The sequence below is a fragment of the Streptomyces sp. NRRL F-5727 genome (genome assembly GCF_000719555.1).
Lineage (GTDB): Bacteria > Actinomycetota > Actinomycetes > Streptomycetales > Streptomycetaceae > Streptomyces.
This window is the reverse complement of record NZ_JOGX01000001.1, coordinates 125,437-151,029: the sequence shown is the minus strand read 5'-3', so window position 1 is coordinate 151,029 and position 25,593 is coordinate 125,437. Positions and strand designations below refer to the sequence as shown.

The 25,593-nt window shown below is 73.1% G+C and carries 27 protein-coding genes; 15 read left to right on the top strand and 12 right to left on the bottom strand.

The window, feature by feature from the left end; all coding sequences use genetic code 11:
- The first annotated feature begins 17 nt into the window (after nt 1-17).
- From IF73_RS0100790 to IF73_RS0100780, 3 genes are read left to right on the top strand one after another with little or no spacing between them, the layout of a single operon-like run.
- Nucleotides 18-746, top strand: a complete 729-nt coding sequence (locus tag IF73_RS0100790) for an alcohol dehydrogenase catalytic domain-containing protein (RefSeq protein ID WP_031002285.1) — start codon at nt 18-20, stop codon at nt 744-746.
- Nucleotides 743-1,513 carry an HAD family hydrolase gene (locus IF73_RS0100785; RefSeq protein WP_031002284.1) on the top strand — a complete coding sequence of 257 codons (771 nt, stop codon included), beginning with the start codon at nt 743-745 and terminating at the stop codon, nt 1,511-1,513. The genes IF73_RS0100790 and IF73_RS0100785 overlap by 4 nt, the downstream gene beginning before the upstream one ends.
- On the top strand, nt 1,510-3,900 hold the full coding sequence (locus IF73_RS0100780; protein WP_031002283.1) for a glycoside hydrolase family 65 protein: 2,391 nt from the start codon (nt 1,510-1,512) through the stop codon (nt 3,898-3,900). Before IF73_RS0100785 ends, IF73_RS0100780 begins: the two co-directional genes overlap by 4 nt.
- 136 nt (nt 3,901-4,036) lie before the next feature.
- On the opposite strand, the gene IF73_RS42500 is transcribed toward IF73_RS0100780, so the two are convergent.
- Nucleotides 4,037-4,171: a hypothetical protein gene (locus IF73_RS42500; protein ID WP_267883558.1), complete on the bottom strand. Its 135-nt coding sequence runs from the start codon at nt 4,169-4,171 to the stop codon at nt 4,037-4,039.
- Between IF73_RS42500 and IF73_RS0100775 the strand changes: the two genes are divergently transcribed.
- Nucleotides 4,170-4,487 (top strand): hypothetical protein, encoded by a 318-nt coding sequence (locus tag IF73_RS0100775; protein ID WP_158821892.1) that lies wholly within the window; start codon nt 4,170-4,172, stop codon nt 4,485-4,487. The two genes, IF73_RS42500 and IF73_RS0100775, sit on opposite strands and share 2 nt — an antisense overlap.
- Before the next feature lie 94 nt (nt 4,488-4,581).
- On the opposite strand, the gene IF73_RS0100770 is transcribed toward IF73_RS0100775, so the two are convergent.
- Nucleotides 4,582-5,205: a CBS domain-containing protein gene (locus IF73_RS0100770; protein ID WP_037877925.1), complete on the bottom strand. Its 624-nt coding sequence runs from the start codon at nt 5,203-5,205 to the stop codon at nt 4,582-4,584.
- 249 nt (nt 5,206-5,454) lie between these two features.
- Between IF73_RS0100770 and IF73_RS0100765 the strand changes: the two genes are divergently transcribed.
- The 5 genes from IF73_RS0100765 (at nt 5,455) to IF73_RS0100750 (ending at nt 11,227) form a co-directional block, all read left to right on the top strand.
- The gene (locus tag IF73_RS0100765) at nt 5,455-5,964 is read left to right on the top strand and encodes a hypothetical protein (RefSeq protein WP_031002279.1); all 510 of its coding nucleotides are present in this window, start codon (nt 5,455-5,457) and stop codon (nt 5,962-5,964) included.
- Complete coding sequence (locus tag IF73_RS0100760; RefSeq protein WP_031002278.1) at nt 5,961-6,821, top strand: universal stress protein; 861 nt, start codon at nt 5,961-5,963, stop codon at nt 6,819-6,821. Before IF73_RS0100765 ends, IF73_RS0100760 begins: the two co-directional genes overlap by 4 nt.
- 6 nt (nt 6,822-6,827) lie before the next feature.
- Nucleotides 6,828-7,541, top strand: coding sequence for a cation-transporting P-type ATPase (locus IF73_RS41770; RefSeq protein ID WP_234338120.1), 714 nt, complete (start codon nt 6,828-6,830; stop codon nt 7,539-7,541).
- A complete protein-coding gene (locus tag IF73_RS37325) occupies nt 7,517-9,415 on the top strand; it encodes a cation-translocating P-type ATPase (RefSeq protein WP_234338119.1) in 1,899 nt (632 codons plus the stop codon). Before IF73_RS41770 ends, IF73_RS37325 begins: the two co-directional genes overlap by 25 nt.
- A gap of 69 nt (nt 9,416-9,484) precedes the next feature.
- The gene (locus IF73_RS0100750; RefSeq protein WP_031002277.1) at nt 9,485-11,227 is read left to right on the top strand and encodes a GAF domain-containing protein; all 1,743 of its coding nucleotides are present in this window, start codon (nt 9,485-9,487) and stop codon (nt 11,225-11,227) included.
- A 163-nt stretch (nt 11,228-11,390) separates the two neighbouring features.
- Here IF73_RS0100750 and IF73_RS0100745 read toward each other — a convergent pair whose 3' ends face one another.
- Both IF73_RS0100745 and IF73_RS0100740 read right to left on the bottom strand, forming a co-directional pair.
- Nucleotides 11,391-12,113, bottom strand: coding sequence for a CBS domain-containing protein (locus IF73_RS0100745; RefSeq protein WP_234338118.1), 723 nt, complete (start codon nt 12,111-12,113; stop codon nt 11,391-11,393).
- 73 nt (nt 12,114-12,186) lie between these two features.
- Complete coding sequence (locus IF73_RS0100740; protein ID WP_031002275.1) at nt 12,187-13,197, bottom strand: alcohol dehydrogenase catalytic domain-containing protein; 1,011 nt, start codon at nt 13,195-13,197, stop codon at nt 12,187-12,189.
- Between the two features lie 335 nt (nt 13,198-13,532).
- On the opposite strand from IF73_RS0100740, the gene IF73_RS0100735 reads away from it, so the two are divergent.
- Complete coding sequence (locus IF73_RS0100735; RefSeq protein WP_037877921.1) at nt 13,533-15,230, top strand: GAF domain-containing protein; 1,698 nt, start codon at nt 13,533-13,535, stop codon at nt 15,228-15,230.
- A 20-nt stretch (nt 15,231-15,250) separates the two neighbouring features.
- On the opposite strand, the gene IF73_RS0100730 is transcribed toward IF73_RS0100735, so the two are convergent.
- A complete protein-coding gene (locus tag IF73_RS0100730) occupies nt 15,251-15,715 on the bottom strand; it encodes a pyridoxamine 5'-phosphate oxidase family protein (protein WP_031002273.1) in 465 nt (154 codons plus the stop codon).
- A gap of 239 nt (nt 15,716-15,954) precedes the next feature.
- On the opposite strand from IF73_RS0100730, the gene IF73_RS0100725 reads away from it, so the two are divergent.
- Both IF73_RS0100725 and IF73_RS0100720 read left to right on the top strand, forming a co-directional pair.
- A complete protein-coding gene (locus IF73_RS0100725) occupies nt 15,955-16,665 on the top strand; it encodes a response regulator (protein WP_031002272.1) in 711 nt (236 codons plus the stop codon).
- Between the two features lie 406 nt (nt 16,666-17,071).
- Complete coding sequence (locus IF73_RS0100720; protein WP_031002271.1) at nt 17,072-17,941, top strand: universal stress protein; 870 nt, start codon at nt 17,072-17,074, stop codon at nt 17,939-17,941.
- A gap of 53 nt (nt 17,942-17,994) precedes the next feature.
- On the opposite strand, the gene IF73_RS0100715 is transcribed toward IF73_RS0100720, so the two are convergent.
- Both IF73_RS0100715 and IF73_RS0100710 read right to left on the bottom strand, forming a co-directional pair.
- Nucleotides 17,995-18,219 carry a hypothetical protein gene (locus tag IF73_RS0100715; RefSeq protein WP_031002270.1) on the bottom strand — a complete coding sequence of 75 codons (225 nt, stop codon included), beginning with the start codon at nt 18,217-18,219 and terminating at the stop codon, nt 17,995-17,997.
- 94 nt (nt 18,220-18,313) lie between these two features.
- A complete protein-coding gene (locus IF73_RS0100710) occupies nt 18,314-18,505 on the bottom strand; it encodes a hypothetical protein (protein ID WP_031002269.1) in 192 nt (63 codons plus the stop codon).
- 313 nt (nt 18,506-18,818) lie between these two features.
- On the opposite strand from IF73_RS0100710, the gene IF73_RS0100705 reads away from it, so the two are divergent.
- Nucleotides 18,819-20,003: an alcohol dehydrogenase catalytic domain-containing protein gene (locus IF73_RS0100705; protein ID WP_031002268.1), complete on the top strand. Its 1,185-nt coding sequence runs from the start codon at nt 18,819-18,821 to the stop codon at nt 20,001-20,003.
- A 64-nt stretch (nt 20,004-20,067) separates the two neighbouring features.
- On the opposite strand, the gene IF73_RS0100700 is transcribed toward IF73_RS0100705, so the two are convergent.
- The 3 genes from IF73_RS0100700 to IF73_RS0100690 are packed head-to-tail and all read right to left on the bottom strand — an operon-like array spanning nt 20,068 to nt 21,871.
- Entirely contained in the window at nt 20,068-20,541 is a 474-nt protein-coding gene (locus tag IF73_RS0100700; RefSeq protein WP_031002267.1) for a hemerythrin domain-containing protein, read from the bottom strand.
- A 46-nt stretch (nt 20,542-20,587) separates the two neighbouring features.
- Nucleotides 20,588-21,298: a hypothetical protein gene (locus IF73_RS0100695; protein WP_051716448.1), complete on the bottom strand. Its 711-nt coding sequence runs from the start codon at nt 21,296-21,298 to the stop codon at nt 20,588-20,590.
- Nucleotides 21,299-21,310: 12 nt separating this feature from the next.
- A complete protein-coding gene (locus IF73_RS0100690; protein ID WP_031002264.1) occupies nt 21,311-21,871 on the bottom strand; it encodes a hypothetical protein in 561 nt (186 codons plus the stop codon).
- A gap of 162 nt (nt 21,872-22,033) precedes the next feature.
- Here IF73_RS0100690 and IF73_RS0100685 point away from each other — a divergent pair, with 162 nt between their 5' ends.
- Nucleotides 22,034-22,684 (top strand): HAD family hydrolase, encoded by a 651-nt coding sequence (locus IF73_RS0100685; protein WP_031002263.1) that lies wholly within the window; start codon nt 22,034-22,036, stop codon nt 22,682-22,684.
- Nucleotides 22,685-22,743: 59 nt separating this feature from the next.
- Nucleotides 22,744-24,120 carry a TerD family protein gene (locus IF73_RS0100680; RefSeq protein ID WP_031002262.1) on the top strand — a complete coding sequence of 459 codons (1,377 nt, stop codon included), beginning with the start codon at nt 22,744-22,746 and terminating at the stop codon, nt 24,118-24,120.
- A 39-nt stretch (nt 24,121-24,159) separates the two neighbouring features.
- Here the strand turns inward: IF73_RS0100680 and IF73_RS0100675 are convergent, their stop codons facing one another.
- Both IF73_RS0100675 and IF73_RS0100670 read right to left on the bottom strand, forming a co-directional pair.
- A complete protein-coding gene (locus tag IF73_RS0100675) occupies nt 24,160-24,879 on the bottom strand; it encodes a hypothetical protein (protein ID WP_031002261.1) in 720 nt (239 codons plus the stop codon).
- Nucleotides 24,876-25,517, bottom strand: coding sequence for a PadR family transcriptional regulator (locus tag IF73_RS0100670; protein ID WP_031002260.1), 642 nt, complete (start codon nt 25,515-25,517; stop codon nt 24,876-24,878). Before IF73_RS0100670 ends, IF73_RS0100675 begins: the two co-directional genes overlap by 4 nt.
- Nucleotides 25,518-25,593 lie beyond the last annotated feature (76 nt).

Sequence of the window (25,593 nt, the reverse complement as noted above, 5' to 3'; positions counted from 1 at the left end):
ACGGGGAGGTGGGCGCCATGAGGGCAGCGGTCTTCCAGGGACCGGGCAAGATCTCAGGGCGGGACGTGCCCGATCCGGACGTCGACGACCCTGGCGACGCGATCGTGGGGGTCGACGTCGTCACTGTCTGCGGCACCGACCCGCACATCCGGAAGGGAGACGTGCCCGAGGTGTCCCCGGGACGGGTGCTCGGCCACGAGGCCGTCGGGACGGTGGTCGAGACCGGGCGGGACGTCCGTCCGGTGCGGCCCGGGGACCGCGTCCTCATCTCCTGCGTCTCGGCCTGCGGTGTTGTCGGCGGCACGCAGGCGGAGTGCGTCCGCGTGCCGTTCGCGGACCTTTCCGTACACCCGCTCCCGAATGTGGTCGACAGCGTCGAGGCGGTCCTGCCGGCGGACCTCTGCCCCACCGCCCAGGAGGTGGGCGTCCTGAACGGCGGCGTACGGCCGGGCGACACCGTCGTCGTGGTCGGCGGCGGCCCCGTCGGCCTCGCCACCGCCCGCCTCTCCAGCCCGGGCCGGATCATCGCCGTCGACCTCGCCGAGTCCTTCGAGACGTGCGCCCGGATGGTTCGGCCCGGCGGCCGGGTCGCCGGCATCGGACTCCACGGCAAGCCCGCTTCGCTGCTCCTCGACGACCGGTTCGCTCTGGAGCGGATGGAGGAGGCGTACGATGTGTTCGGCCGCGATGCCGACACCGGGGCCGTCGAGGTCGCGCTCCGCACCGGCTCCCCGGACGCGAGATGAACGGTCCGCCCGCTGGCTCGCCGCCGCGAGGTGTCGTCCTCGACACCGACGGGGTGCTCCTCGACTCCGCCGTCGTGCACGCGGCGGCGTGGAAGGCCGCTTTCGACGCGTGCCTCGGAGACACTGCGTCCGGGCCGGGGACGTGGGTGCCGTTCGACGCGGACGCCGAGTACCGGCGGTTCGTCGACGGCAGGTCGCGGTATGACGGAGCCGAGGCGTTCCTGACGGCCCGTGGCATTCGACTGCCGCCCGGAGGGCCGGACGACCCGCCCGGTTGCGACACCGTCTGGGCCGTCGCGGCGCGCAAGGAACAGGCGTTCCAGGACGCCCTCCGGACCAGGCCGGTCGCTGCCTACGAGGATGCCGAGCGGGCGCTCACCGCCCTGCGCTCGCTGCGCGTGCCGTGCGCCGCGGTGTCGGCCTCCCGGCACGCACGGGCCCTGCTGGGCGCCGCTGGTCTCGACCGGCTTCTCGCCGCCGTCGTCGACGGCGAGGACGCCGCCCGGCTCGGCCTCGCAGGCAAGCCGGACCCCGCGCTCTTCCGGAACGCGGCCGGTCTCCTCGGCGTCGGCCCGCAGGACACAGCGGTCGTGGAGGACGCGCTCGCCGGCGTCCGGGCGGGCCGTCGAGGCGGCTTCGGTCTCGTCGTGGGCGTCGACCGCACGCCGGACGGTCGCGGCGCCGCCGCCTTGCGGGAACAAGGCGCGGATCTCGTCGTCCCCGACCTCGCGACCCTGGTCCGAATCGTGTGGGGTGACCGCGTATGACCACCGGCTGGACGTGGCGCTACGACGGCTACGACCCGGAGCGCGAACGGCTCGTCGAGGCCCTCTGCACCCTCGGCAACGGCCGCTTCGCCACGCGGGGGTCAGCCCCCGAATGCGACGCCGGCGTCCTTCACTACCCGGGGACCTACCTGGCGGGCTGCTACGACCGGCGCACGTCGGCCGTCGCCGGTCGGCGGGTCGAGAACGAGGACCTCGTCAACCTTCCGAACTGGACGCTACTGCGTTACCGCTGCCTGCCGGACGACGGTCCGCCCGGCGACTGGCTGACGCCCGACTCCGAGTACCTGCGGCACCACGACGTACAGGTCGACCTGCAGGGAGGAGTGCTCACCCGAAGCGTGCTCTTCAGGGACGCCCGCGGACGTGGACTGCGCGTCGGCCACACCCGCATCGTGCACATGGGGGACTCCCATCTGGCAGCGCAGCTCACCCTCTTCCGTGCCTACGGCTGGAGCGGCGCCGTCGAGGTCGAGTCCGCCGTCGACGGAACCGTCACGAACTCCGGCGTCGAGCGCTACCGGCACCTGGAGCAGCACCACCTCACGCAACACCGGGCCGGGTTCGACCCCGGTGGCGTCGCCTGGCTCACCTGCCGTACGGCCGACCCGGGCATCGGGATCGCCATGGCCGTCCGCACCGTCACCCGCCCCGTACGCCCCGCCCGTGAGGCCGCGACGAGCACCGGCACCGTCCAGACCTACCACCTGCCGATCGGCCCCGGCCGCTCGGTGACGGTCGTCAAGACTCTGGCCCTGCGCGCCTCGACGGACAGACCGGCCGGCGATCCCCTCACGGCGGCACGGGACGACCTCGACCGCGCCCCCGCCTTCCCCGGACTGCTCGCCACCCACCGGGCCGCCTGGCAGCGGCTCTGGGAGCAGGGTGAGTTGGACGTGCCCGGGGAGGCGGGCCGCGTCCTGCGCCTGCACCTCTTCCACCTGCTCCAGACACTTTCCCCGCACACGGTCGAGCTCGACGTCGGTGTCCCCGCCCGCGGTCTGCACGGCGAGGCATACCGGGGACACGTCTTCTGGGACGAGCTCTTCGTCCTGCCCTACCTCAGCCTGCACTTTCCGGAGGTGGCCCGGTCCCTGCTCATGTACCGGCACCGTCGGCTCCCGGCCGCCCGCGACGCGGCGCGCCGGGCCGGCGGAACCGGGGCCATGTACCCCTGGCAGAGCGCGAGTTCGGGCCGGGAGGAGACGCAGGAACTGCATCTCAACCCGCGCTCCGGACGCTGGCTGCCCGACCTCTCACGGCTCCAGCGGCACGTGGGCTCGGCCGTCGCCTACAACGTGTGGCGGTACGCGCAGACCACCGGCGACCTCGGGTTCCTGCACTCCGCCGGAGCCGAGATCCTGCTGGAGGTCGCCCGACACTGGGCGGGCTCCGCCGCGTTCGACCCGGAACTGGGGCGCTACCGGATCCGCGGGGTCGTCGGCCCCGACGAATACCACGACGCCTATCCCGACGCCACGACGCCCGGTATCGACGACAACGCCTACACCAACGTGACCGCCGCCTGGGTACTGGCCCGAGGCATCGACCTGCTGGGCGAACTGCCCGACTCCCGGCGCACCGAACTGGCCGAGCGGCTGTCGCTCGACGACGGCGAACCCGACCGCTGGGAGGACGTCTCCCGACGCCTCCACGTGCCGTTCCACCAGGGGGTGGTCAGCCAGTTCGAGGGCTACGGTCACCTGGCTGAGCTCGACTGGGACACGTACCGCGCCCGGTACGGGGACATCCGAAGGCTGGACCGCATCCTGGAGGCCGAGGGCGACACCGTCAACCGCTACCAGGCGTCGAAGCAGGCCGACACCCTCATGCTCGGCTATCTGTTCCGCCCCGACGAGCTGGCTGCGCTGTTCGCCCGGCTCGGCTACCGCCTCGACGACGACGTATGGCGCTCCACGGTCGCGTACCACCTGAGCCGCACCAGCCACGGATCGACGCTCAGCAGCCTCGTCCACGGCTGGGTCCTGGCCCGGCAGAAGGGCGCCGACGCATGGCGCTACTGCGAGGAGGCGTTGCTCGCCGACGTGGCCGACGTTCAGGGCGGCACCACCGGGGAGGGCATCCACCTCGGCGCCATGGCGGGCACGCTCGACCTGGTCGAACGCGGGTTCACCGGTCTGGAGGCCGGGCCGGACGGACTCCGGGTGGCCCCGGTGCCGCTGGCGCAGATCCCCCGGTTCGCCTTCACGCTCTGCTTCCACGGCCATCGAGGCGTGCGGGTTCGCATGCTTCCCGGGCGGCTGGCCGTCCGCGTCCCGCCCTCGACGCAGGACCCGCTCATCATCGTGCTCCCCGGCGAACGGCGGTTCACGGTGCCACCGGGACAGGAGCGCTGGTTCCGCTTGTGAGCGGCTCGTGGACGTAGCCCATCGACGACCCCGGGTCCCGCGCCGCTGAGCGCACCGTCGGCCCCTCCGGCGGCTGCGCCACGAGGGAGAGGGACAGCCCGTCGAGGGTGGCCCGGAGCAGGATCCGCCGCATGGCCTACCCGGCCCGCGGCCACTCCTCGGGCGCGTCCTCGGCCGTGCCGAGCAGGGCGATCCGGGGCCTCTTCTCGAAGCGAGCCGAGGAGCGGCCCGCGGCACGGTGCCGGGCGTCGCAGTCCCGGACGGAAGACATGACGTCCTACTGCAGCGGGCCGAAGGCGTACGACGGGACTCCCGCCGACTCCGGTCCCTCCCCGGCCGCGCCGACCGGGCTCCTCGGTGAAGGGGAAAACGGTGTTCCTGCCCCGCAGGGCGCCGTGCGGCGCGGCCAGGTCCGCCGCCCCGGTGGGGTCCACGAGACGCGCGTCGGCGAGATGCCAGGGATCTCCCGGGTCGGGCAGCAGCCGGATCTCGGCCTGTCGGCCACGGCGCGCGGCGGCGACGCGCGGGCCGAACAGGGCGGCACCGCAGCCGAGGTGGCGGGCGCGGTGGTCGGGATCCCTGCGTGACATCCGGCGTGAGGGGTCGCCATGCGGCTCGACGGTGCCGGTTCGGTGGACGAACCCCCATGGCTGGGCGTTGTGCCAGTCCTGTCCGCGCAGGTCACCAGGCGACGTCGTGAGCGCCGCGGGCGGGAGCCCCGCGCCGTGCGGCGTCCTCGTCGACGGACAGCCGGTCCACGACGGCGACGACACCGTCCACGCGCTCGGAGAGTCCGACGAGCGTCGTGGCCTGGCCCTGTCGCCGGACCCGGCCTTCGAGTGTCACCACACCGTCCAGGACGTGGACGTCGACCGCGTCGGCGTCGAGGCCCAGTGCATCCGCCAGCACTTCCTCGCCTATGCGGCGTCGTATCTCCGGATCCGGACGGAGGAAGACGCGAAGCAGATCGCGACGGGTCACGATCCCCACCAGCCGCTCCTCCTCGTCGACGACGGGAAGGCGCTCCACCCCGCGGCGAACCATCAGCCGCGCGGCGTCCGCCGCCGTCTCCTCCGCGTGCACCGTCACCGCCGGTGCGCTCATGAGCTCCCGCGCGGTCAGCTGCCGGCGAGCCAGCAGATCGGATTCGGAGACCACTCCGACGACGTGGTCGTCGTCGTCGATGACGGGGACACCGGTGATGTCGTGCTCGGCGAGAAGCTTCGCCACGTCCCTGAACGACATGTCCGGCACGGCGGAAACCACGTTGTCGGTCATCAGGGTGCCGACCTTCAGGTGCTTCATCGCCGCACCTCCTGTCCGAGCGGCCGAGCGGCCGAGCGGCCGGCTCCCTTCTCCACCACCGTCCGACGCATGCCCGGCGACCTGCGAGGGCCGAACGGCCCACGCCCCGGGCCCGACCGGACCCGCGAGAACGGGAAGGGACCGTTCGGCCCCTCCCTTGCCCCCAGCGGCCCTCCAGGCGCCGGGAGGCCGGGTGTCAGGGTGAGACCAGTCCCACGGATCGGACTTCCGGAGACCGGAGGAGGAGCCATGGACGGAAACACGGCCCGTCCCGGACTCGGCGGAGTCGGTGTCGGCGTGGACGGACCGGAGTCCGTGGATGCGGCGGCAACCTGGGCCGCGACGGAGCTGCGTGAGGGTGCTCTCTGTCTCCTCCGTACGACGGACAGCGACGCCGCCCCACCCGTTCTCTCCCAGGCGGAGACCGACCTGTACCGGCGAGCCGGCCAGGAGCTGCTCGACCGAACCGCCGCAGCGGTCGCGGCGCGCCACCCCGGTCTCCCTATCGCCGCTGACGGGACCACACCGGTCGTCGTGGTGCGCGGCGCACCGGAGCCCGCCGAGACCGGTGCCGTTCTGGCGGCGGTCCGCGACGAGAACGACGCGGGCCGCGCCGGGGCCCTCGTGGTCGGCGGCCGCCGCGCACCCGGATGCCTCGGGCCGACGATCGGCCGAACCACTCTCACCCTGCCGCAGCACGCCCACAGCCCGGTGGAGCTCATCCCCCGGCTCGGGCTCGGACACGGGAGCACACCATGACCGCCACCCCGGAGCGTCTCCGTATCGTCGCGGGCATCGACCCGGCCAGGAACTGGCGTCTCGCGCTCGCCTGGGCTGCGGACGAGGCAGATCGACGTGGTCTCGCCCTCCACCTCGTGGTCGCCGTTCCGAGTTCGCACGACACGCAGCACGTCGACGACACCCCTCGGCGTCGAGCTCAGACCGCTGCCGGTGAGGACGCACTGCGTACCGCATCGGCGTGGGCACACGGTCGGCAGCCGGGCGTCCGTGTCACCACCGCGCTCCTCGATGGTGCACCCGTCAAGGTGCTGGCCGGCCTGTCGCGTCAGGCCGCCATGGTCGTTCTCGGCTCTCGGCACCTCAGCCGCACCGAGGAGTTCCTCAGCGCCGGCTCCCTCGTCGTCCCCGTCTCGGCACAGGCACGCTGCCCCGTCGTGGTCGTGGGCGACGCCGAGCACGGCACGCAGGACCCGGCATACCTCGTGGTCGGTGTCGACGGCAGCGAGTCCTCACGGGCAGCGCTGGCGCTGGCCTTCGAGGAGGCGGACCTGCGGCGCTGCGCGCTGCGGGCCGTCGCCGTCTGGCAGCCGCCCGTCTTCACCCTGCACACCGGGGACACCCTCTTCCACGCCGAGCGTCGACTGCTCTCCGAGACCACCGCCGGTTGGGCGGAGAAGTACCCGGACGTGCGGCTCACCCACGAGGTCCTGATCGGTTCGCCCGTCGAGATGCTGGCGGAAGCCGGCGAGCACGCCCTTGCCGTCGTCGTCGGCCGTCGGGGACGGGGAGGATACTCCGGGATGCGGGTCGGATCCGTCGTCCACGGTCTGCTTCACCGCGCCCACTGCCCGGTGATCACCGTCCCTGTCGAGTGAGCCACCATGACGACCTCGGCAACCGCCTCTACCGTTGAGATGGCCGGCCTCACCGAGGTGGAGGCCGCCCGCCGGCTCGCCGAAACCGGGCCGAACGAGGTGGCTGCCAGGAAGCCCGTACCGCTTCACAGCCGCATCCTGGCGCAGCTGCGCGACCCGCTGATCATGGTGCTCCTCGGGGCCGTCGTCCTGACCCTCGCGATCGGCGACCACCCGGACGCGATCGTCATCGCACTGGTCATCATCGTGAACACCACCGTCGGTGTCGCCCAGGAGATCCGGGCCGACAACGCCGTCGCCGCCCTCTCCGCCCTGAGCGCCCCACACGCGCGAGTGCGGCGTGACGGCACCGTCCGCGACCTCCCGGCTGCCGCGGTCGTCCCCGGAGACGTGCTGCTCCTGGGAGAGGGTGACGTCGTGGCCGCCGATGCCGAACTCGCCGAGGCGTCCGCTCTGCTGCTGGACGAGTCGATGCTCACCGGGGAGTCGGTGCCGGTGGACAAGGACACCGGGGGCACGCTGAGCGCGGGCTCGGTCATCGTACGAGGGCGGTGCGTGGCCACGGTCACGGCCACAGGCGCCTCGAGCGCACTGGGCCGCATAGCGGCCCTTCTCGACGACCGCCGCGAGCCGACCCCACTGCAACGACGCCTCTCCGCCCTCGGCCGCGTGCTGGCCGCGGTGACCCTGGGCCTGTGCGTGTCTTCGCGCTCGGCCTGATGCGGGGCCTCCCGATCGGCACCATGGCGGTCACCGCCATCAGTCTGGCGGTCGCCGCAGTCCCCGAGTCCCTCCCCGCCGTCGTCACCCTGGCCCTCGCACTCGGGGCCCGCCGCATGGTCGCCCGACACGCGCTCGTGCGGCGGCTGCCCGCGGTGGAGACGCTCGGCTCGGTGTCCGTCCTCGCCACCGACAAGACCGGCACCCTCACGGAAGGACGCATGGTCGTCCAGCACGTCTGGACGCCGCGGGTGAGCGCGGAACTCACGGGCGTGGGATACGAGCCCGAGGGTGAGGCTCTGGTCGACGGGCGACCGGCACGCGAGGCGGAGCTCGCGCCGGTACGGGACCTGCTGACCGTGACCGCCCTCTGCAACGACGCCACACTGCGTCCACCGGACCCCGCCACGTCCGAGGCCCGGTGGACGGCCCTGGGCGACCCCATGGAGGCCGCTCTGCTCACGGCGGCCGCCAAGACCGGCTGCCCGGCGCCGGCGGAGCTGTCGGCGAGCCGGCCACGGATCGGGGAGGCGCCCTTCGACAGCCTGCGCCGACGCATGACCACGCTGCACGCCGCCGGGCAGGGCCGGGTGCTCATCTGCCTCAAGGGCGCCCCCGAAGCCGTACTCGACACCGCTGTTCTCGAAGACGGCCCGGGCCCGCTCGCACAGGCCCGCCAGGAGGCCGCACGCCTGGCCGAGCGCGGCTATCGCGTGCTCGCCGTGGGCTCGGGGGTGCGCGACGGTGTGCCGGACCGGATCACCGCGGTGGAATCCGGGCTCACGCTGCTCGGCCTCGTCGCCCTCAGCGACCCGCCCAAACCGCACGCCGCAGCGACCCTTGCCACCTGCCGCGCGGCCGGCATCACCCCCGTACTGATCACTGGCGACCACCCCGCGACCGCCCGAGCGGTGGCGTCCCGCGTGGCACTGCTGGGAGACGACAGCGAGGCGCTCGGACGTGTCGTCACGGGCGCGGACGTAGCAGCCGGAAGCGTCGCCGACCTCACCGCCGTCCGGGTCTTCGCCCGCACCGACCCGCAGCAGAAGCTGGACATCGTGGAGGCGTGGCGCGGCCGGGGCGCGGTGACCGCCATGACCGGTGACGGGGTCAACGACGGTCCCGCCCTGCACCGGGCCGACATAGGCGTCGCCATGGGGGAGCGTGGCACCGAGGTGGCGCGGCAGGCGGCCGACGTCGTCCTCACGGACGACGAGCTCTCCACCGTCGTCGCCGCCGTCGAGGAAGGCCGGCGCGTCTACGACAACATCCGCCGTTTCCTGGTCTACGGGATGGCCGGCGGCGCCGCCGAGATCCTTGTCATGCTGATCGGCCCCTTGCTTGGACTGCCGCTGCCTCTCCGAGCGGGCCAGATACTGTGGATCAACCTGCTCACGCACGGTCTCACCGGCGTCGCGATGGGCGCCGAACCGGCCGCCCCGGGCGTGATGCGACGACCGCCCCGCCCGCCGGACCAGCACATCCTCGGCGGCGGCGCCTGGCAGCGACTGCTCCTCCTCGCCGTGGTGGTCACGACCGCCACGCTCGGTGCGGGACTCGCCGCCCGGGCGTTGGGTCTCCCATGGCAGAGCGTCCTCTTCCTCGCCCTGCTCGCCGCTCAGCTCGGCGTCGTCATGGGCCTGCGCGCCCGACTGCTGACCCGGCAGAACCTCTTCCTCCCGCTCGCGGTCCTCGCCTCGGGGTTCCTGGCCGCCGCCGCCCTCTACGTGCCGTTCCTCAGCTCGGTCCTGGAGACCGAACCACTCGGCTGGGCGGGCATCGGCATCGCCGCGGCCTGCGCACCGGCCGGATTCCTCGCCGCACGTCTGGTCCGGACGGCCTTCCGGGGACCGAGCCCAGCAGGAAGGGCATGAGCATCGGGACTACCGTGAGAACGAGAGCGGCGGGTGCCGTCCGCGCGCCTGACGCGACCGGAGGTTTCGATGGTCCGGGAGGACATCGAGTCCGCTGATGCGCGGCTGCCACGGCTGCGGCTCGACGAACTGCTGGACGAGCTCCAGGTCCGCATCGACGAGGTGCGGGGGACACGTGACCGGCTGAACGGGCTGCTCGAAGCCGTCATGTCCGTGGGCCGCGAACTCGACCTGCCGCAGGTGCTGCGCGGCATCGTGGAGTCCGCCGTGACCCTCGTGGACGCGGAGTACGGGGCCCTGGGCGTCATCGGCGAAGACCAGAGACTCTCCGAGTTCCTGCCGATCGGCATCGACGACGAGCTGCGCGAGAAGATCGGCGCTCTGCCGTCCGGTCACGGCATCCTGGGCGAGCTGATCCGCAACCCCGAGGCGTTGCGCCTTGCCGAGCTGTCCGACCATCCCGCCTCGTACGGTTTCCCGGCTCACCACCCGCCGATGCACACGTTCCTCGGCGTCCCGATCCGCGTCCGCGACGAGGTGTTCGGCAATCTCTACCTCACGGAGAAACGGGGCGGCGCGGACTTCGACGGCGAGGACGAGGCCGTCGTCGCGACCCTGGCCGTCGCCGCCGGGATCGCGATCGAGAACGCCCGCCTGTACGAGGAGGGACGACTGCGGCAGCGCTGGCTGTCCGCGAGTTCCGACTTCACCAGCGCCCTGCTGTCCGGAGCGGAGGAGACGGAGGTCCTCGGAGGGATGCTGGAGCACGCCGTGGACATCGCAGGCGCCGACGTCGGGGTCTTCTATCTCGTCGGATCGGGCGGTGAGCTGCGCGGCTCCCTGGCCAGCGGCGAGGGTGCCGAAACCCACAGAGGTGTTGTGCTGCCCAGCACCGAGGGAACCCTCGCCGCGGCGGCTCTGGAAGGGGACGGCCTGGTCACCGCCGCCGACGTCGAGAACGACGCGCGCATCACGGTGCAGCGCGAGCGCTGGCAGGGGTTCGGACCGGCGGTGGCCGTCACGGTGGGCACGAAGGAACGGCTGAGCGGGGTGATGATCCTCGCGCGGCGTCATGGACGGTCGCCCTTCGAGGGCGCCGAGATCAGCGCCTTGCCCGGATTCGCCGGCCAGGCGGCCCTCGCCCTCGAACTGGCCGACCGGCGTCGGGACGCCGAGCAGGTGAGCCTTCTGGAGGACCGCGACCGCATCGCGCGCGACCTGCACGACCTCGCGATCCAACGCCTGTTCGCCACCGGCATGACGCTGCAGAGCGCCCGCCGGTTCGTCGAGCACCCGGAGGCAGCGGACCGGCTGTCCGGGGCGATCGACGACCTGGACGCCACCATCAAGATCATCCGGTCGACCATCTTCGGCCTCCGGGACCACGAAACATCCGGAACCGCGCCGAAGCTCAGGAACCGCGTCGTCAAAGTGGTGGACGAAGCCGCCGAGCCCCTCGGGTTCGCCCCTGCCCTGCGTATGGAGGGACTCCTCGACACAGACGTGCCGGCGGAGGCGGCCGACGAGGTCGTCGCGGTGATCGGCGAGGCGCTCACCAATGTCGCCCGTCACGCTCAAGCCCGCCGAGGGGAGGTGGCGGTCGTCGTCGAGGAAGGCGTTCTCTCGGTGACCGTGAGCGACGACGGAGTCGGGGTCAGGCCGGGAGGCACCCGCAGCGGCCTGCGGAACCTGGCCGAGCGGGCCGAGTGGCTGGGCGGCGAACTGTCCGTGCACGTGAGGCCGGGGCCCCCGGGCACGGCGGGCGGAACCGTGCTCGAATGGCGCGTCCCGCTGCCGACCGACGAGGGGTGACAGAGCTGCTTCGCCCAGGCGTCGTGCGCGTGAGTCCGTGCGGCGATGACAGCTGCCTGGACACGGCGTTCCACGCCCAGTTCCCTCGCCGTTGAGGGAGTGCGGCCGGTTGCGGGGCGGCGGCGGAGATCAGCGGGCCGACCTGTCCGGCTTCGGGACGTCGTCAAGCGGGCGGTGACGTGGGGAGCGCGGGCGAGCCGTCACGCCCGTCGCCCGTCAGCCGGTTGACCACGCCGACGACGCCGTCCACCCGCCAGGCGGCCCGAAGCAGCACGGTGACGTCGTCCTCCGGTCCGGCGGCACCCTCGATGGTGACGATCCCGTCCCGGACACCGATGCGGAGCGTGGCGGCGTCGTGGCCCGGACCGTAGGGACGCACGGCGTCGACGACGGCCTCGCGGATCTCCTCGTCGGTGCGCAGGAAGACGCGCAGGAGGTCACGGCGTGTGGTGATGCCGATGAGGCGGTCCTCCTCGTCCACCACCGGCAGCCGGTCGATGTGGCGGCGTTCCATGATGCGCGCCGCGTCGGCCACGCGCTGCTCGGGATGGACGGTGACCGCGGGAGTGGACATCAGGCCGCCGGCCGTCGCGGCCGGTCCCGCGGCGGGGCGGGCGCGGACGATCCGCCCCAGGGTCCGCAGCACGCGGTCCCGGCCGGACCCGGTCCGGCCGCGTGCCCCCTGCCGTCGGGTCAGATCGCCCAGGGAGACCACTCCCACGACCTTGTCGTCGTCGTCCACCACCGGCAGACCGCCGACGTGGTGCGTCGTGAGCAGGCGGGCCAGCTCCTCGAAGGAAGTGCCGGGGTACGCCTGGACCACTTCGCCGGTCATCACCTCACCCACGGTCCGGTACTGCACCACGGTGCTCTCAGCTCCCTTCACCTGGGGGTCCCTTGGGTGCGGCGCACGGCATCACCGGTTCCGTCCGCCGCGGCGCCGCGACGGAGTCCGCGCTTCACATCTCGAAGACGACGCGGGCCTTGACGCGCCCGTGAAGGACCTCGTCGACGCACTCGTTGACGGACGAGAGCGGGCGGGTCTCGTAGACCACGCGGGTACGACCGGCGGCGTGCAGCTGGAAGACCTCGGCCAGGTCCTGGCGGGTACCGACGATCGACCCGATGACGGATGTCCCGCCGAGGACGGTGGAGAAGACCGGTACCCGGACGATGCCGTCAGCGGGCAGGGCGACCATGACCAGCTTGCCGCCGCGGCGCAGGCCGGCCAGGGCCGTCGCGAAGGCATCCTCGTTCACCGCCAGCGCCAGGGCCGCGTGGGCTCCGCCGTGCCGCTGGAGCACCGCCGCCGGGTCCTCCTTGCGGGCGTCGACGAGGATGTCGGCGCCGAGCTCGGCGGCGAGTCGGAGCTTCTCGTCGGAGACGTCGATGGCGGCGACCGTCGCACCGGCGATCTTCGCGTACTGCACGGCCAGATGCCCCAGACCGCCGACGCCGGAGATCGCCACGAGGTCGGCCGGTCCGACGCCGGCGACCTTCAGGGCCTTGTAGGTGGTGACCCCCGCACAGGTCAGCGGGGCCGCTTCGCGCGGGTCGACGCCGTCGGGGACGGGCTGCGCGAAGGCGGCGTGGGCGAGCATCTTCTCGGCGTACGCGCCGTCGGTGCCGTAACCGGTGTTGACCTGCTCCTCGCACAGCGTCTCCCAGCCGGTGAGGCAGTGCTCACAGCGTCCGCAGGCCCAGCCCAGCCACGGTACGGCCACGCGCTGTCCGAGCGACAGGTCCGTGACGCCGTCCCCGAGGGCCTCCACGATGCCGACGCCCTCGTGCCCGGGGACGAACGGCGGCGTGGGCTTCACCGGCCAGTCACCGCGTGCGGCGTGGATGTCCGTGTGGCACAGCCCGGACGCCTCGACGCGGATGCGGACCTGGCCGGGGCCGGGCTCGGGATCGGGGCGCTCCTCGAGCACCAGAGGTTCTCCCAGGGCCTTCACCACTGCTGCCTTCATGACTCGCTCCTCCTGATCGTCGCTGCTTCCACAGTGCTGCGAGGCGAGGTGAAGGGGACAGAACCGATCAGGACCCGCGCCGTGGGCCGTTCGGCCCGGGATCCGCCGGGCCACTCGGCACGCGGGAGGACTCCGCCTTCGGCCCGCTGGACCAGACCGGCCAGCTGACCGTGCGGAACCTGGGGCGGCGGACGGTCCTGGGGCCGACGGTTTCCACCGCCGCCCAGGCCGGGGCCGCTGCCGACGGCCCGGCCACCCGCACGGCCGATAGGCTGCCGCCCAGGAGCAGGTGATCGACTTCAGGAGGCAGGGTGGGCGAGGAGCCGTTGTCGCGGATGCCACAGATGCGGCTCGACGAGCTGCTGGAGGAGCTGCAGGCGCGCATCGACGCGGCTCGTGGGACGCGGGACCGTGTGCACAGCCTGCTCGAGGCCGTCGTGTCGGTGGGCCGGGAGCTGGACCTCTCCCAGGTGCTGCGGCGCATCGTCGAGGCCGCGGCGCTCCTGGTCGACGCCCGGTACGGCGCCCTGGGAGTGATCGGCCCGGACGGCCGGACCCTGTCGCGGTTCCTCACCGTCGGGGTCACGGAGGACGAGAGCACGAAGATCGGTCCCCTGCCGGCGGGGCACGGCATCCTCGGCGAGCTGATCAAGAACCCCGAGCCGCTCCGGCTGACGGACCTCGGCGCCCACGAGGCGTCCTACGGCTTCCCCGCCCACCACCCGCCGATGCGCACCTTCCTGGGCGTGCCCATCCGCGTCCGCGACGAAGTCTTCGGCAATCTCTACCTGACCGACAAGCACGGCGGTCTGGACTTCGACTCCGAGGACGAGTCGGTGATCTCCACCCTGTCCGTCGCCGCCGGTGTCGCCATCGACAACGCGCGGCTGTACGAGGCGTCGCAGCGCCAGCAGCGCTGGCTTCGGGCCAACGCGGAGATCACCAACAACCTGCTCTCCGGCAGCCCCCGGCTCGAGGTCCTGGAACTGATCGCCCGCCGCGCCCAGGAGATCACCGGGGCGGCACTCGCCGACGTCTCCGTGCCCGTCGCCGGGACGGACGACCTCGTCGTCGAGCTGGCCATCGGTGGCGACGGCGAGACCCGACGCGGCCTGGTGGTCCCGGTCGCGGGCACCCTCTCCGGCGCCGCCTTCCGGAGCGGCGCGCCCGTGACCACCACCTGCCTCCCGCAGGACGACCGCTGCACCGCCGGGCCCCGCCGCTTCGACGGTCTGGGCCCCGCGGTCGCCGTCCCCCTGGGAACCACCGCAGAGGACACCCGAGGCGTCCTGCTGCTCGCCCGCCACCGGACCGAACCGGTCTTCACCGACGGGGAACTGGAGCCGCTGCTCGCCTTCGCCGGGCAGGCCGCGCTCGCGCTGGAGCTGGCCGCGCGGCGCAGCGACGCCGAGCAGCTCGCCCTTCTGGAGGACCGCGACCGCATCGCCCGCGACCTGCACGACCTCGCCATCCAGAGGCTCTTCGCCACCGGAATGACCTTGCAGAGCGCCGCCCGGCTCGTCCAGCACGAGGGCGCCGCCGAACGCGTCTCGCGCGCCGTCGGCGACCTCGACGAAACCATCAAGATCATCCGCTCCACGATCTTCGGTCTGCGCGCCCGTGACGAGGACGCGGGACCGAGCCTGCGGGCCCGCGTGGCCCGTGCGGTCGGCGAGACGGCGACGACCCTCGGCTTCCCGCCCCGTCTGAGCATGGAGGGCCTGCTGGACACCGACGTACGGCCCCAGGTGGCCGACCACGTCACGGCGGCCCTGACCGAGATGCTCAGCAACGCCGCCCGCCACGCACAGGCCACCCGGGTCGAGGTCGCCCTGCAGGCCACCGCGCACGAGGTCGTCCTCACCGTCACGGACAACGGCCGGGGAATCCCCGAAGGCGGCAGGCGCAGCGGCCTGAACAACCTGGAGGAGCGGGCTCGCGGTGTGGGGGGAACCCTGACGATAGAGCGTCCGGAGCAGGGCGGCAGCAGACTGGTGTGGCGCGCGCCGCTCGGGTCCGACCACGCCGGGTGACCTCCGGAGCCCCGGCACGCCTACACGGTGAGCCGCAGGCCCGTCACCAGGTCCGGCCGGATGCGCAAAGCGGCGTTCGTGGCGGGGTGTTGCGCCCAGGGGCGCAGACGAGCGGCGAACCGCGCGAGTTCGCTCTCGTCGGTGACCCGGCGCGCGTATCCGGTGACCACCACGCTCCAGCCGAGGTGCGTCTCGGGGTCGATGACGTCGGCCTCGTAGGCCACCACCACACCTGCGGCCTGGGTGGGCGTCACGATGGAGGCGAGCGTGGCGCCGTCGTGCAAGCGGACGATGATGTCCTCGCCGTCCATGAAGTGGTTGACCGGGCGGATGGCCGGCAGGGCCTGGTGCGTGAAGACGATGCGTCCGAGCGAGATGCTGCCGAGCAGCCGCAGGGCCTCGGCGCGGTCGAGCTGTCCCGTTCGCCGGGGCGCCACCGACTCACGGCGGTCGTCCACCGTGGTGCGCGTGGCTTCGTCCTTCATCGTGCTCGCCTTCTGTTCCGGCTCGGCCCCGGACGCCTTCGCCGCCTTCGGCCAGCGTCTCCCCTCACACGCCTGCCCCAGTAGGGCCGAACGGCCCCTTCCAGCGGTGCCGGTCGCCGGCCGCTGCCGCCGGGGGCTCGCAACTGAGGGCCGTCCGGCCCTGTCGATGGTCCCGCAGGCGCGGCAGGATGCGTGGGGAGCCCATGGGGGCGGAGAACTCGGCGAACACGGAGTGTGTGATGACGGACATCAGGGGTGGGCTCACCGAGCGGGAGCCGATCAGGGTCTTCCTTCTCGACGACCACGAAGTGGTGCGCCGCGGCGTGCACGATCTGCTGGACGCCGAGCCCGACCTGACCGTGGTCGGGGAGGCCGGCACGGCCGAGCAGGCGCTGGTGCGGGTGACGGCACTGCGACCGCAGGTCGCCGTCCTCGACGTGCGCCTGCCCGACGGGGACGGCGTGAGCGTGTGCCGCGAGCTGCGCTCGCGCATGCCCGACCTGGCCTGTCTGATGCTGACGTCGTTCGACGACGAGGAGGCACTGCTCGACGCGATCATGGCCGGTGCGTCCGGCTACGTCCTCAAGCAGATCACCGGCACCGACCTGGTCCACGCCGTGCGTACGGTCGCCTCCGGCCAGTCCATGCTGGACTCCGGGGCCACGGCCCGGGTCATGGCCCGGCTTCGCGGCGGATCTCCGCGGGAGGAGCAGCCGCAGGGTCTGCCCGGACTGACCGAGCGGGAGCGCGAGATCCTGGCCCTGGTGGGTGAGGGACTGACCAACCGGCAGATCGGCGAGCGGTTGTTCCTGGCGGAGAAGACGGTCAAGAACAACATTTCCCGGCTGCTCGCCAAGCTGGGCGTCGAGCGCCGGGTGCAGGCCGCCGTCATCGCCACCCAGGCGCTGGCTGCCCAGGGCGGGGCGGCAGGGCGGGACGGCCGCGCCTGAGTCCGGCGCCGCCGCCAGAGCCGGACAGGGCCCGCGGGCGTCGATATCCGGCGTACGGAGAAGGCGAGGGCCCTGCGACAGGTCGCCGGCCCCTCGCGCCTTGACCGAGGTGCAGTCGGACGGGCACCCGCCGTGAACCGGAACACGGAACCTCGACAGGGAACCGGAACACGGCGTGACGTGGGCAGCACACCGCCGCGCCGTTGCCGCTCCCGAGGGCCGGGCCCCCTGGGCCCGGTGCGGGGACCTTCGGCCCCCTGCGCGCAGCGTCCCGGCCGATCAATGTGGAGGAGCAGGCCCGCCCAGCGGCGCCGGGGAGCGCCGGACGGCGGTCGTCGGGCTGCTGAAGGCCCGGCCTGCCCATGCCGCGACCGGCCCGCCCGGCCGCCCGACCCCCGGAGTCACCATGCCCCGCACCGTCACCGCCGGTCTCGACGGATCCCCCGAGAGCCTCGCCGCCGCACAGTGGGCCGCCCTGGAGGCGTTGCGCCGGGCCGTGCCGCTGCGGCTGCTCCTCGCGTGGGACGTCGACGAGAACCCCCGTACGCGCGTGGTCGACCCGGAGACGGCTCGCGGATGGGGCGAGCGCACCCTCGCCACCGTCGAAAGGCGGCTGCGGCGCCGCCACCCGGGACTGCGCGTCGAGACGGCGTGGGTGGCAGGCGACCCGGTCCAGGAGCTGTGCGCCGCCGCCGAGGAAGCGGACCCACTGGTGCTCGGCTCCCGTGGCCTGGGCGGCCTGGCCGGGTTCCTCGCGGGGTCGGTCTCCCTGGCGGTGCTCGCCCGCACGCGGCGACCTGTCGTTCTCGTGCGCCCACACGACCTGCTGGAGCCCGGTGAGGAGCGCACAGAAGGGGTGGTCGTCGGCCTGGACGTCGCCTCCGCCGGCGACGAGCCGCTCGCCTTCGGTTTCGCCGCCGCGGACCGGTACGGCTGCGGGCTGCGCGTGGTGCACCGCTGGGCCGTCCCCGCGCTCTACGGACCCGACATGGTCGGCGCACGGCCGCTGCTCCTGACGGAGGTCGCCGCGGACACACGACGGGCGCTCGACGAGGCGGTGGCCCCCTGGGCCGAGAAGTTCCCGGACGTCGCGGTGGTGCGCGACTGCGACCAAGGCCGGCCGGCCCAGGCACTGACGGAGCTGTCGCGCGACGCCCGGCTCGTCGTCGTCGGCCGCAGGGTCCGCCGGTCAGGGATCGGCGCCCACATCGGGGCCGTCACCCACGCGGCCCTGCACCACTGCCTGGCGCCGGTCGCGGTCGTGCCGCACGACTGAACGGGAACGGCCGCGGAACGCGGTGCGCCGCCACCACCCGTCCGCCATCGCGTTCAGGCGGCGACGTACTGGTGCGGATGTCCGCCGCGCCACTCGATCAGGTGCGAGTCGGCACCGACGAGACCCTCCGGGTCCTCGAAGCCGGCACCGCGCAACAGCTCGACGAGGTCCCAGTCGTCGTAGGCCAGGCCCAGGATGCCGCCGCGCAGGGTGACCCGGCGTCCGCCGGTCCGGGACGGCCGGTGGACGGTGACGACGCTTCTTCTGTCCGGTTCCATGTCCGTGCGATGCCCGCGAGCCGGCCGCCCATGCGGCGTGGAGAGGACGCACGCACGGCACCGGGGCCGGAGATCGGGGGAAGGACGGCGGGCGTCAGTCCTCGCCCCGGATGATGTTCCGTTCTTCGCGCGGCGCGACGCCCTGTTCCTGATCGACGTCGACCTGCTCGTCCGGTGCCCCCGCGTCCGGGGTGCTGACGGCGGGCCGGTGAGTGGACAGCGTGCTGTCGTGCCAGAAGATCTCGTCGGCGGATTCCGTGTCGGTCCGCGTGTCCATCGCGGCCATCTCCTCGATCCGGGTCCGGCCTTCGGCCGGAAGTGTCGAGCAGCGCCTACCCGGCACGCCGACGCTGAGTCGCTCTCACGGATTCCGTTCTGTTCTCACGGTTTCACCGAGAGGCGTCATCTCGCGCAGAAGGCGGAGCGTGCGAGGAGTACCGCCGCCCGGCCCGGGTAGTGGCCCGACCGATTCCCGGCGGCTGCGCGCCCCGTGCGTGCCGGCCCGCATCAGCGTGACCGCCCGGTCCGGCGGTGTGCCGCGGCGCGAGGTGACCCGGCCGTGAGGTGTTTCACCGGCACGTGGAAGGAAGGTGACCGCGATGAGGGCCGTGACGTGGCAGGGCAGGCGGAAGGTCTCGGTGGAGACCGTGCCCGATCCGGAGATCCGGGAGCCGACGGACGTGATCGTGCGGATCACGACGAGCGGGCTGTGCGGATCGGACCTGCATCTGTACGAGGTGCTCGGACCGTTCATCGACCCGGGCGACGTGCTCGGGCACGAGCCGATGGGCGTGGTCCAGGAGGTGGGCCCCGAGGTGCGGCGCCTCGCCCCCGGCGACCGGGTCGTGGTGCCGTTCAACATCTCCTGCGGCACCTGCGCGATGTGCGGGCGCGGCCTCCACTCCCAGTGCGAGACGACGCAGGTGCGGGCCTACGGCACCGGCGCCTCCCTCTTCGGCTACACCAAGCTGTACGGGCAGGTGCCGGGCGGCCAGGCGGAGTACCTGCGCGTGCCGTTCGGCGACACCCTGCCCATCCCGGTCCCGGAGGGGCCGCCGGACGACCGCTTCGTCTACCTCTCGGACGTCCTGCCGACGGCGTGGCAGGCCGTCGAGTACGCGGACGTACCGCCCGGCGGCTCCGTCGCCGTCCTCGGCCTCGGGCCCATCGGCGACATGGCCGCCCGCATCGCGCTGCTGCGCGGCGCCGGACTCGTCGTCGGCATCGATCCGGTGCCCGAACGACGCGCCCGCGCGGCGGCCCGCGGCGTACACACCATCGACCCGGCCGCCGACGGCGCCGAACCGATCGAGCGGGTCCGGGACGTCACCGAGGGCCGGGGCCCCGACGCCGTCGTCGACGCCGTCGGCATGGAGGCGCACGGCGCGCCCGTCGCCCGGGGCCTGCACTCGATGGTGGCCCGCCTGCCGGACGCCGTCGCCCGCGGCCTGATGCGCCGCTTCGGCGTCGACCGGCTCTCCGCGCTGCACCTGGCCGTGGAAATGGTCCGCCGCGGCGGGACGGTGTCGCTCTCGGGGGTGTACGGGGGAGCGGCCGACCCGATGCCCCTCCTCGTGATGTTCGACAAGCAGCTGACGCTCCGCATGGGGCAGGCGAACGTGCTGCGCTGGGTCGACCGGCTCCTGCCGCTGCTGACCGACGACGATCCCCTGGGGGTGGACGACTTCGCCACCCACCGGCTGCCGCTGGGGGAGGCGCCGGAGGCGTACGAGATGTTCCAGACGAAGCGCGACGGCGCGGTGAAGATCCTCTTCAAGCCCTGACGGCTCTCGTGAAGCCAGGACGGCCCGGGCCGTCCTGGCTTCACCGCCGTGCCACAGGTCGTGGTCAGGAATCCGCGCTCGGTACCTCGAGCGGACTGCCGGGCGCGTTCTTCCGTTCCTCCGCCATCCGTTCGCCGAGCTCGACCAGCCGCTTGCGGCCCATGGCCTTGCGCACCTCGGGGAACCAGTCGCTCTCCTCCTCCTCGACGTGGTGCCTGACGTTCTCCATCAGCACCGTCATCTTGGCGTCGAAGCGCTCGTCCTCCGGGTCGAGACCGTCGAGCTCCGAGAGCATCCAGAGCACCGCGTGATGCTCCTCGACGCTCTCCAGGACGTGGTCCGTGGTGTCGGGCGCGGCCTCCCGCGCCGCCGGGTAGAAGACCTGCTCCTCGATCCAGGCGTGCGTGGTGAGTTCACGGATGACGTCGTCGGCGAGCTCCCGCTTGCGCTGCTGGGCGTCGTCGCCCGCCCGCTCGAACTCCTTGAACAGTTTCTCCACGGTCTTGTGGTCCTCGCGCAGCAGCACGATGCCGTCCATGGGTCACTCCTCCCTGCCGGTGCGGCGGCCGTCCGGGCCGCGTCCTTCATCCGGCGGCGTGGTCCCGCTCGGCGCGGTCGCCGCCGTCATCGGATCCTGCCGTCTCACGGTCCGCGCCGGTGCTGAGCAGCCGGTGGAAGAACGAGCGGTAGCGGACCAGGGCCGTCCGGAGGCTCTCGGTGTCGACGTCCTCGCCCTGCCGCCACTGGCCTTCGAGGCTCCTGCGGTGGTCGGCGAAGGTGGCGGCGAGCTTCTGCATCACGTCCGCCACCAGCGCGTCGGCCTCGTGCACGGCCCGGCGGGGGTCGTCCACGAACAGGCTCTGCAGCTCCTGCCAGCGGGTGTTGAAGCCCTCCTCGTCGGCCGGATCCATCAGCCGCGGCGACTCCTCCGCCGGGCGGTGGTCGCCGACGTCCGCGTCCGTGGTGCCGGAGGAGCCGTCGCCGGCCATGGCGCCGTAGGAGCCGTCGACGGACGCGGCGCCGGCGCGGGCGCCCGTGCCCGTGTCGGTGCCCGTGTCAGTGGCGGCGGTGTCGGCGGAGTCGCCGCGACCCGTGTCCGACGCCGTCCCCGCGCCCGTGTCGCCCCGGTCGTCCGGCGTGTCGACGGCCTCGCCCGGGTACAGGGGCGGCCTGCCGGAGTCCAGGCCCTGCTCGTCCCGGTCCGTGCCGGGGGCGGCCCCGGCCCGTGACGAGCGGGCGATGTCGTCGGTCGAGAGACCGGTCCCGGACCGGTCGGGGGTGTCGTTCTCGCGCATGTCGTACGCCTCTCAGGACCGGCCGGAGCCGGACCCACTTCCGTCGGAGAGCAGTTCGTCGAAGAGGACCCGGTAGTGGATCATCGCTCCGCGGAGCTGCTCGGTGGTGGCCCGGTGCTCGGAGCTCAGCCGGTCGACCTCGTGCGCCGCCCGGTAGTGCTCCAGGGTGCGGCCGTGCTCCACGGACAGGTCGCGGGCCCGCTGCTCGAAGTCGTCCGTCGGGTAGCCGCGCTCGCGCATGAGGGCGGTCACGAGCCGGTCCGCGTCGTGGACCGCCGCCTCGGGACGGTCGACGAACTGCTCCTGCACCCCGGTCCACTCCCGCGCGTAGCGGTCCGCGACGGCGGGGTCGAGCGGTCGTACGTCAAGGTCGTCGTGCCGCTTCTCGCGTCGTTCGAGGTCGTGCTCGGCGGCCCTCCGGCCGCCCGCCTCCTCGACCGTGCGGTCGTACTCGGGGCCGAAGCGCTCCCGCAGCCGACGCCGTCGGCGCCGGTCGAGGACGATCGCCACTGTGATCACGACGATCACCACCGCGATCGGGATGATGATGGCCAGGAGAGTTCCTGTGGACATGTGCCGACCCCCTCTGACTGTGCCGCATGGACGGTGACGGGTCCCGGACTCCCGCGCCTGCCCAGCGACGGAGCGGTGAAACGGGGCCGCTCCCGCCGTCGCGCGGGGCGCGAGCGCCACCGGCCGCTTCGTACGCGCCTGGCCGGCCTCTATCCTGCGGAAATGATCAAGCCGATAGAGCTGGTGATATTCGACTGCGACGGCGTGCTGGTCGACAGCGAGCGCATCGCCGTACGGATCCAGGTCGCGCTGGGCTCGGAACTCGGCTGGCCCCTGACCGAGGCGGACGTCGTCGACCGCTTCATCGGGCGGTCCAGGGAGTCCATCTGCGCGCAGATCGCCGAGCAGCTGGGGGAGGAGACCGCCCGGTTCTGGTGGGACCGGCTGATGCGGCGGCACCGGGAGGAGGTGGACGCCGGCCTGGAGGCCGTCGACGGGCTCCCCGAGGCGCTGTCGGAGATCGTTCTGCCGGTCTGCGTCGCCTCCAGCGGGACCCACGAGAAGATGCGGCACACGCTCGGTGTGACCGGCCTGTACGAGCGGTTCGAGGGCCGCATCTTCAGCGCCGGCGAGGTCCCGCGCGGCAAGCCGGCCCCTGACCTCTTCCTGCACGCGGCACGACGGATGGGGGTCGACCCCGCGGCCTGCGTGGTCGTCGAGGACAGCCGGCCGGGCGTCGAGGCCGCCCGCGCCGCCGGGATGCGGGCCCTGGGCTACGCGGGCGGGCTCACCGCGGCCGAGCGACTGCAAGGACCCGGCACGACCGTCTTCCACGACATGCGCGACCTCCCCCGCCTCCTCAAGGAGGCGTAGCCCCGCCGGCCGTAAGCGATCATCTGTTCCTCACGCTGCCCCACTGGCACCATGGGCCCATGACGCACATCGCCAAGGGCGCCAACATCCCTGTCCCCACAGCTCCCTTGAGGGTCGCGGTCGGGCGCCGACAGGTGCCCGGCACGCCCGGTGTGGACGCCGCCGCCCTGCTGCTCGACGCGACGGGCGCGGTGCGCCGTGACGGCGACCTCGTCTTCCGGAGCATGTCCGTGCATCCGTCCGGTGCGGTACGGCACCTGGGAGCGGGCGACGGCGGCGGGCAGATCGCCGAGTGGCTGGAACTGGACCTCCCGCTCGTCGAGCCGGAGGTCCAGCGGGTGTTGGTCGCCGGGTACGGCGACGGCGCCGCGTTCGGCGCGGTGCCCGGCCTCTACGCGCAGGTGGTGACCGCCGACGGCGGGCTTGTGACCCACTACGACGTGACGGACGCCTCCACCGAGACGGCGTTCGTGCTCGGGGAGTTCTACCGGCGCGACGGGGCCTGGAGGTTCCGTGCCGTGGGGCAGGGGTACGACACGGGCCTCGCGGGGCTGGCACAGGACTTCGGAGGGCGCGCGGCGCAGGCCGCGGCACCGGTTCCCGCGCCGCCGACCGCCGGTCCCGTGACACTGCAGGACGTCGTCAAGGTGGGCTCCGAGGCAGGAGCCGTACCCCTGGGGGAGTCCCCGGCCCCGACGCCTCCGGCCTCGGGTGCGGCTCCCGTCATGGCCAAGGCGGCGCCTTCCGCCGAGCGCGTACCCGTGGCCGTACCGGCACCCGAGCCGGTACCGGTACCCGAGCCCGTACCGGTACCCGAGCCCGCGTCCCCTGCCTGGGGCCGCGACCTCCTCGACTTCGAGCCGATCGTCCACCGCGGCAAGAGCGCCAAGACCATCACCGTGGACCTCCCCTTCCCGCCGCACTCCGACCCCGTGATCCTGGAGGCGCGGCTCACGGACGCCCACTTCCGCTTCCTCCACGTCCAGATCGTCGGGTCCGACGAGGACGTGTTCTGCAACGACCTGCCGGACCACTACGGCCGCGCCCTGTTCGTGCCCCCGCCCGGCGGCGGCCCCGTGAAGCTGAAAGTGCGCCACTCGGGCAACTGGGAGCTGACCTTCCGGCCGCTCACGGCCGCGCTCCCGATCGGGCCCGGGACCGTCCGGGGCAGCGGCCGGGAGGTCTTCGTCCACACCGGCCCGGCCGCCGAGCTGACGGTCCGGGCGTCGGACCGGCACAGCGGCTGGTTCCAGGTCTTCTCCCACCGGGGGGACGCGCCCGGCGCGCTGCGGGAGCCCGCCGAGCGGCTCGCGTACGCCTGGAACGGCCGCCGGGTCAAGGAGAAGGTCCGGATTCCCGAGGGGCCCCTCCTGATCGTGATCGACAAGAGCAAGCACCAGTGGGAGTTCACCCTCGATCCGCTGAACAGCCCCTGACCGGTCGACCGGTCAGAGGCTGTTCAGGCGTTCCGAAGATCAGGAGGACGTCGTCGTCGCCAGTACGGCGCACGCGACGACGCCGAGGAGGACGAGAACCGCCACCGTCCACCCCACGGCGGCGGACCGCCCGCCCCCGGCGGCGTCGAGACGCTCCCGGAGGTCGTCGTCCGGCCATCCCGGGCCGACGCCGGACAGGAGGCGGACCGGGTCCGTGTGCCGCCACCGCCGGAAGTCCGCGATCAGACCGTCCAGCCGCCCGCCGGCCACCGTCCGTCCCGCGTCGAGGCGGTCCAGGTCCGCCAGGGTCTCCTCGAAGTGCCCGCGGACGCCCCCTTCGCCGCCGCCGTCCGCGAGCGCCTCGGTCCGCACGAGCACGTACGGGCCGAACCGGGCGTCGACGAGCGCGGTGAACGCCTCGTACACGGGCGCGTACCGCGCACCGATCCGGCCGGTCAGCGCCTCCCGCCTCGCGTGCAGCCGTGCCACCGCCGTCCGGTGGTCGACGACGAGGTAGGGGTACGTGGCCTCGCCCCAGTCGCGCAGCAGTTCCGCGTGCGCCTCGGTGCCGGCGTCCTCGGTGTCGGCGATCCTCGCCTCGGCGAGGTCGCCGGGGCCGAACATCGCCCACCACAGCAGCGGCGGCCAGTCCTTGGCCGCCAGTTCCGTCGACCCGTCGAAGAAGGCGGCCCACTCACCCGCCGACCCGACGGGCGTACGCGGGGAGCGTGCGCTGTTCAGATGGAGGCGCGTGCTCACCGGGGGTCGTCCTCCGGATGGGGCCCCGTCGCGTACGGGTTCTCCTCGCCGTCCGCGAGGACGCCGACGAACGGCTCGCCCTCACCCGCGAAGGTGTAAGCGCCGCCTTCGATCCGCTCGATCAGCCCGCGCGTCCACTCCGCGCCGCTGTCGGCCGCGTGCACCCACATGTTCATGATCTCGCCGATGTGCCCGAGCTGCTCCGGACCGTCCTCCGGCGTGTAGTACTCGGTGACCGCGGACCGCCACTGTTCGAGGCCGGCGATCCGCTTCCTGAGGAGGGCGACCGCCTCCTCGCGCGGCAGGTCGACGATGAAGCCGATGCCGGCCGAGAGGACGTCGGTCTTCTGCTCGTGCGAGCTCAGGGCCTCGCGCAGCAGCGTGAAGTACTCCTCGGTGCCCTTGTCGGTGATCTCGTACTCGACGCGCGGCGGGCCGCCGGCGGTGCTCGGCGCGATCTCGTGGGCGACCAGGAGTCCCTGCTTCGCCATCTGCTTCAGCGCGTGGTAGATCGAGCCCGGCTTGGCGTTGGACCACTCGTGGGCGCCCCAGTACTCCAGGTCGTTGCGCACCTGGTAGCCGTGCGCCCGGCCGTGCTGGCGGACCGCGCCGAGGATCAGCAGCCGGATCGCTGACATGTGCGTTTCCCCTCCCGTCCGCTCTGGGCGGTGATCACCAGGCCACTCTACAAGTTTGACTAGCGGCAGCGGGCGT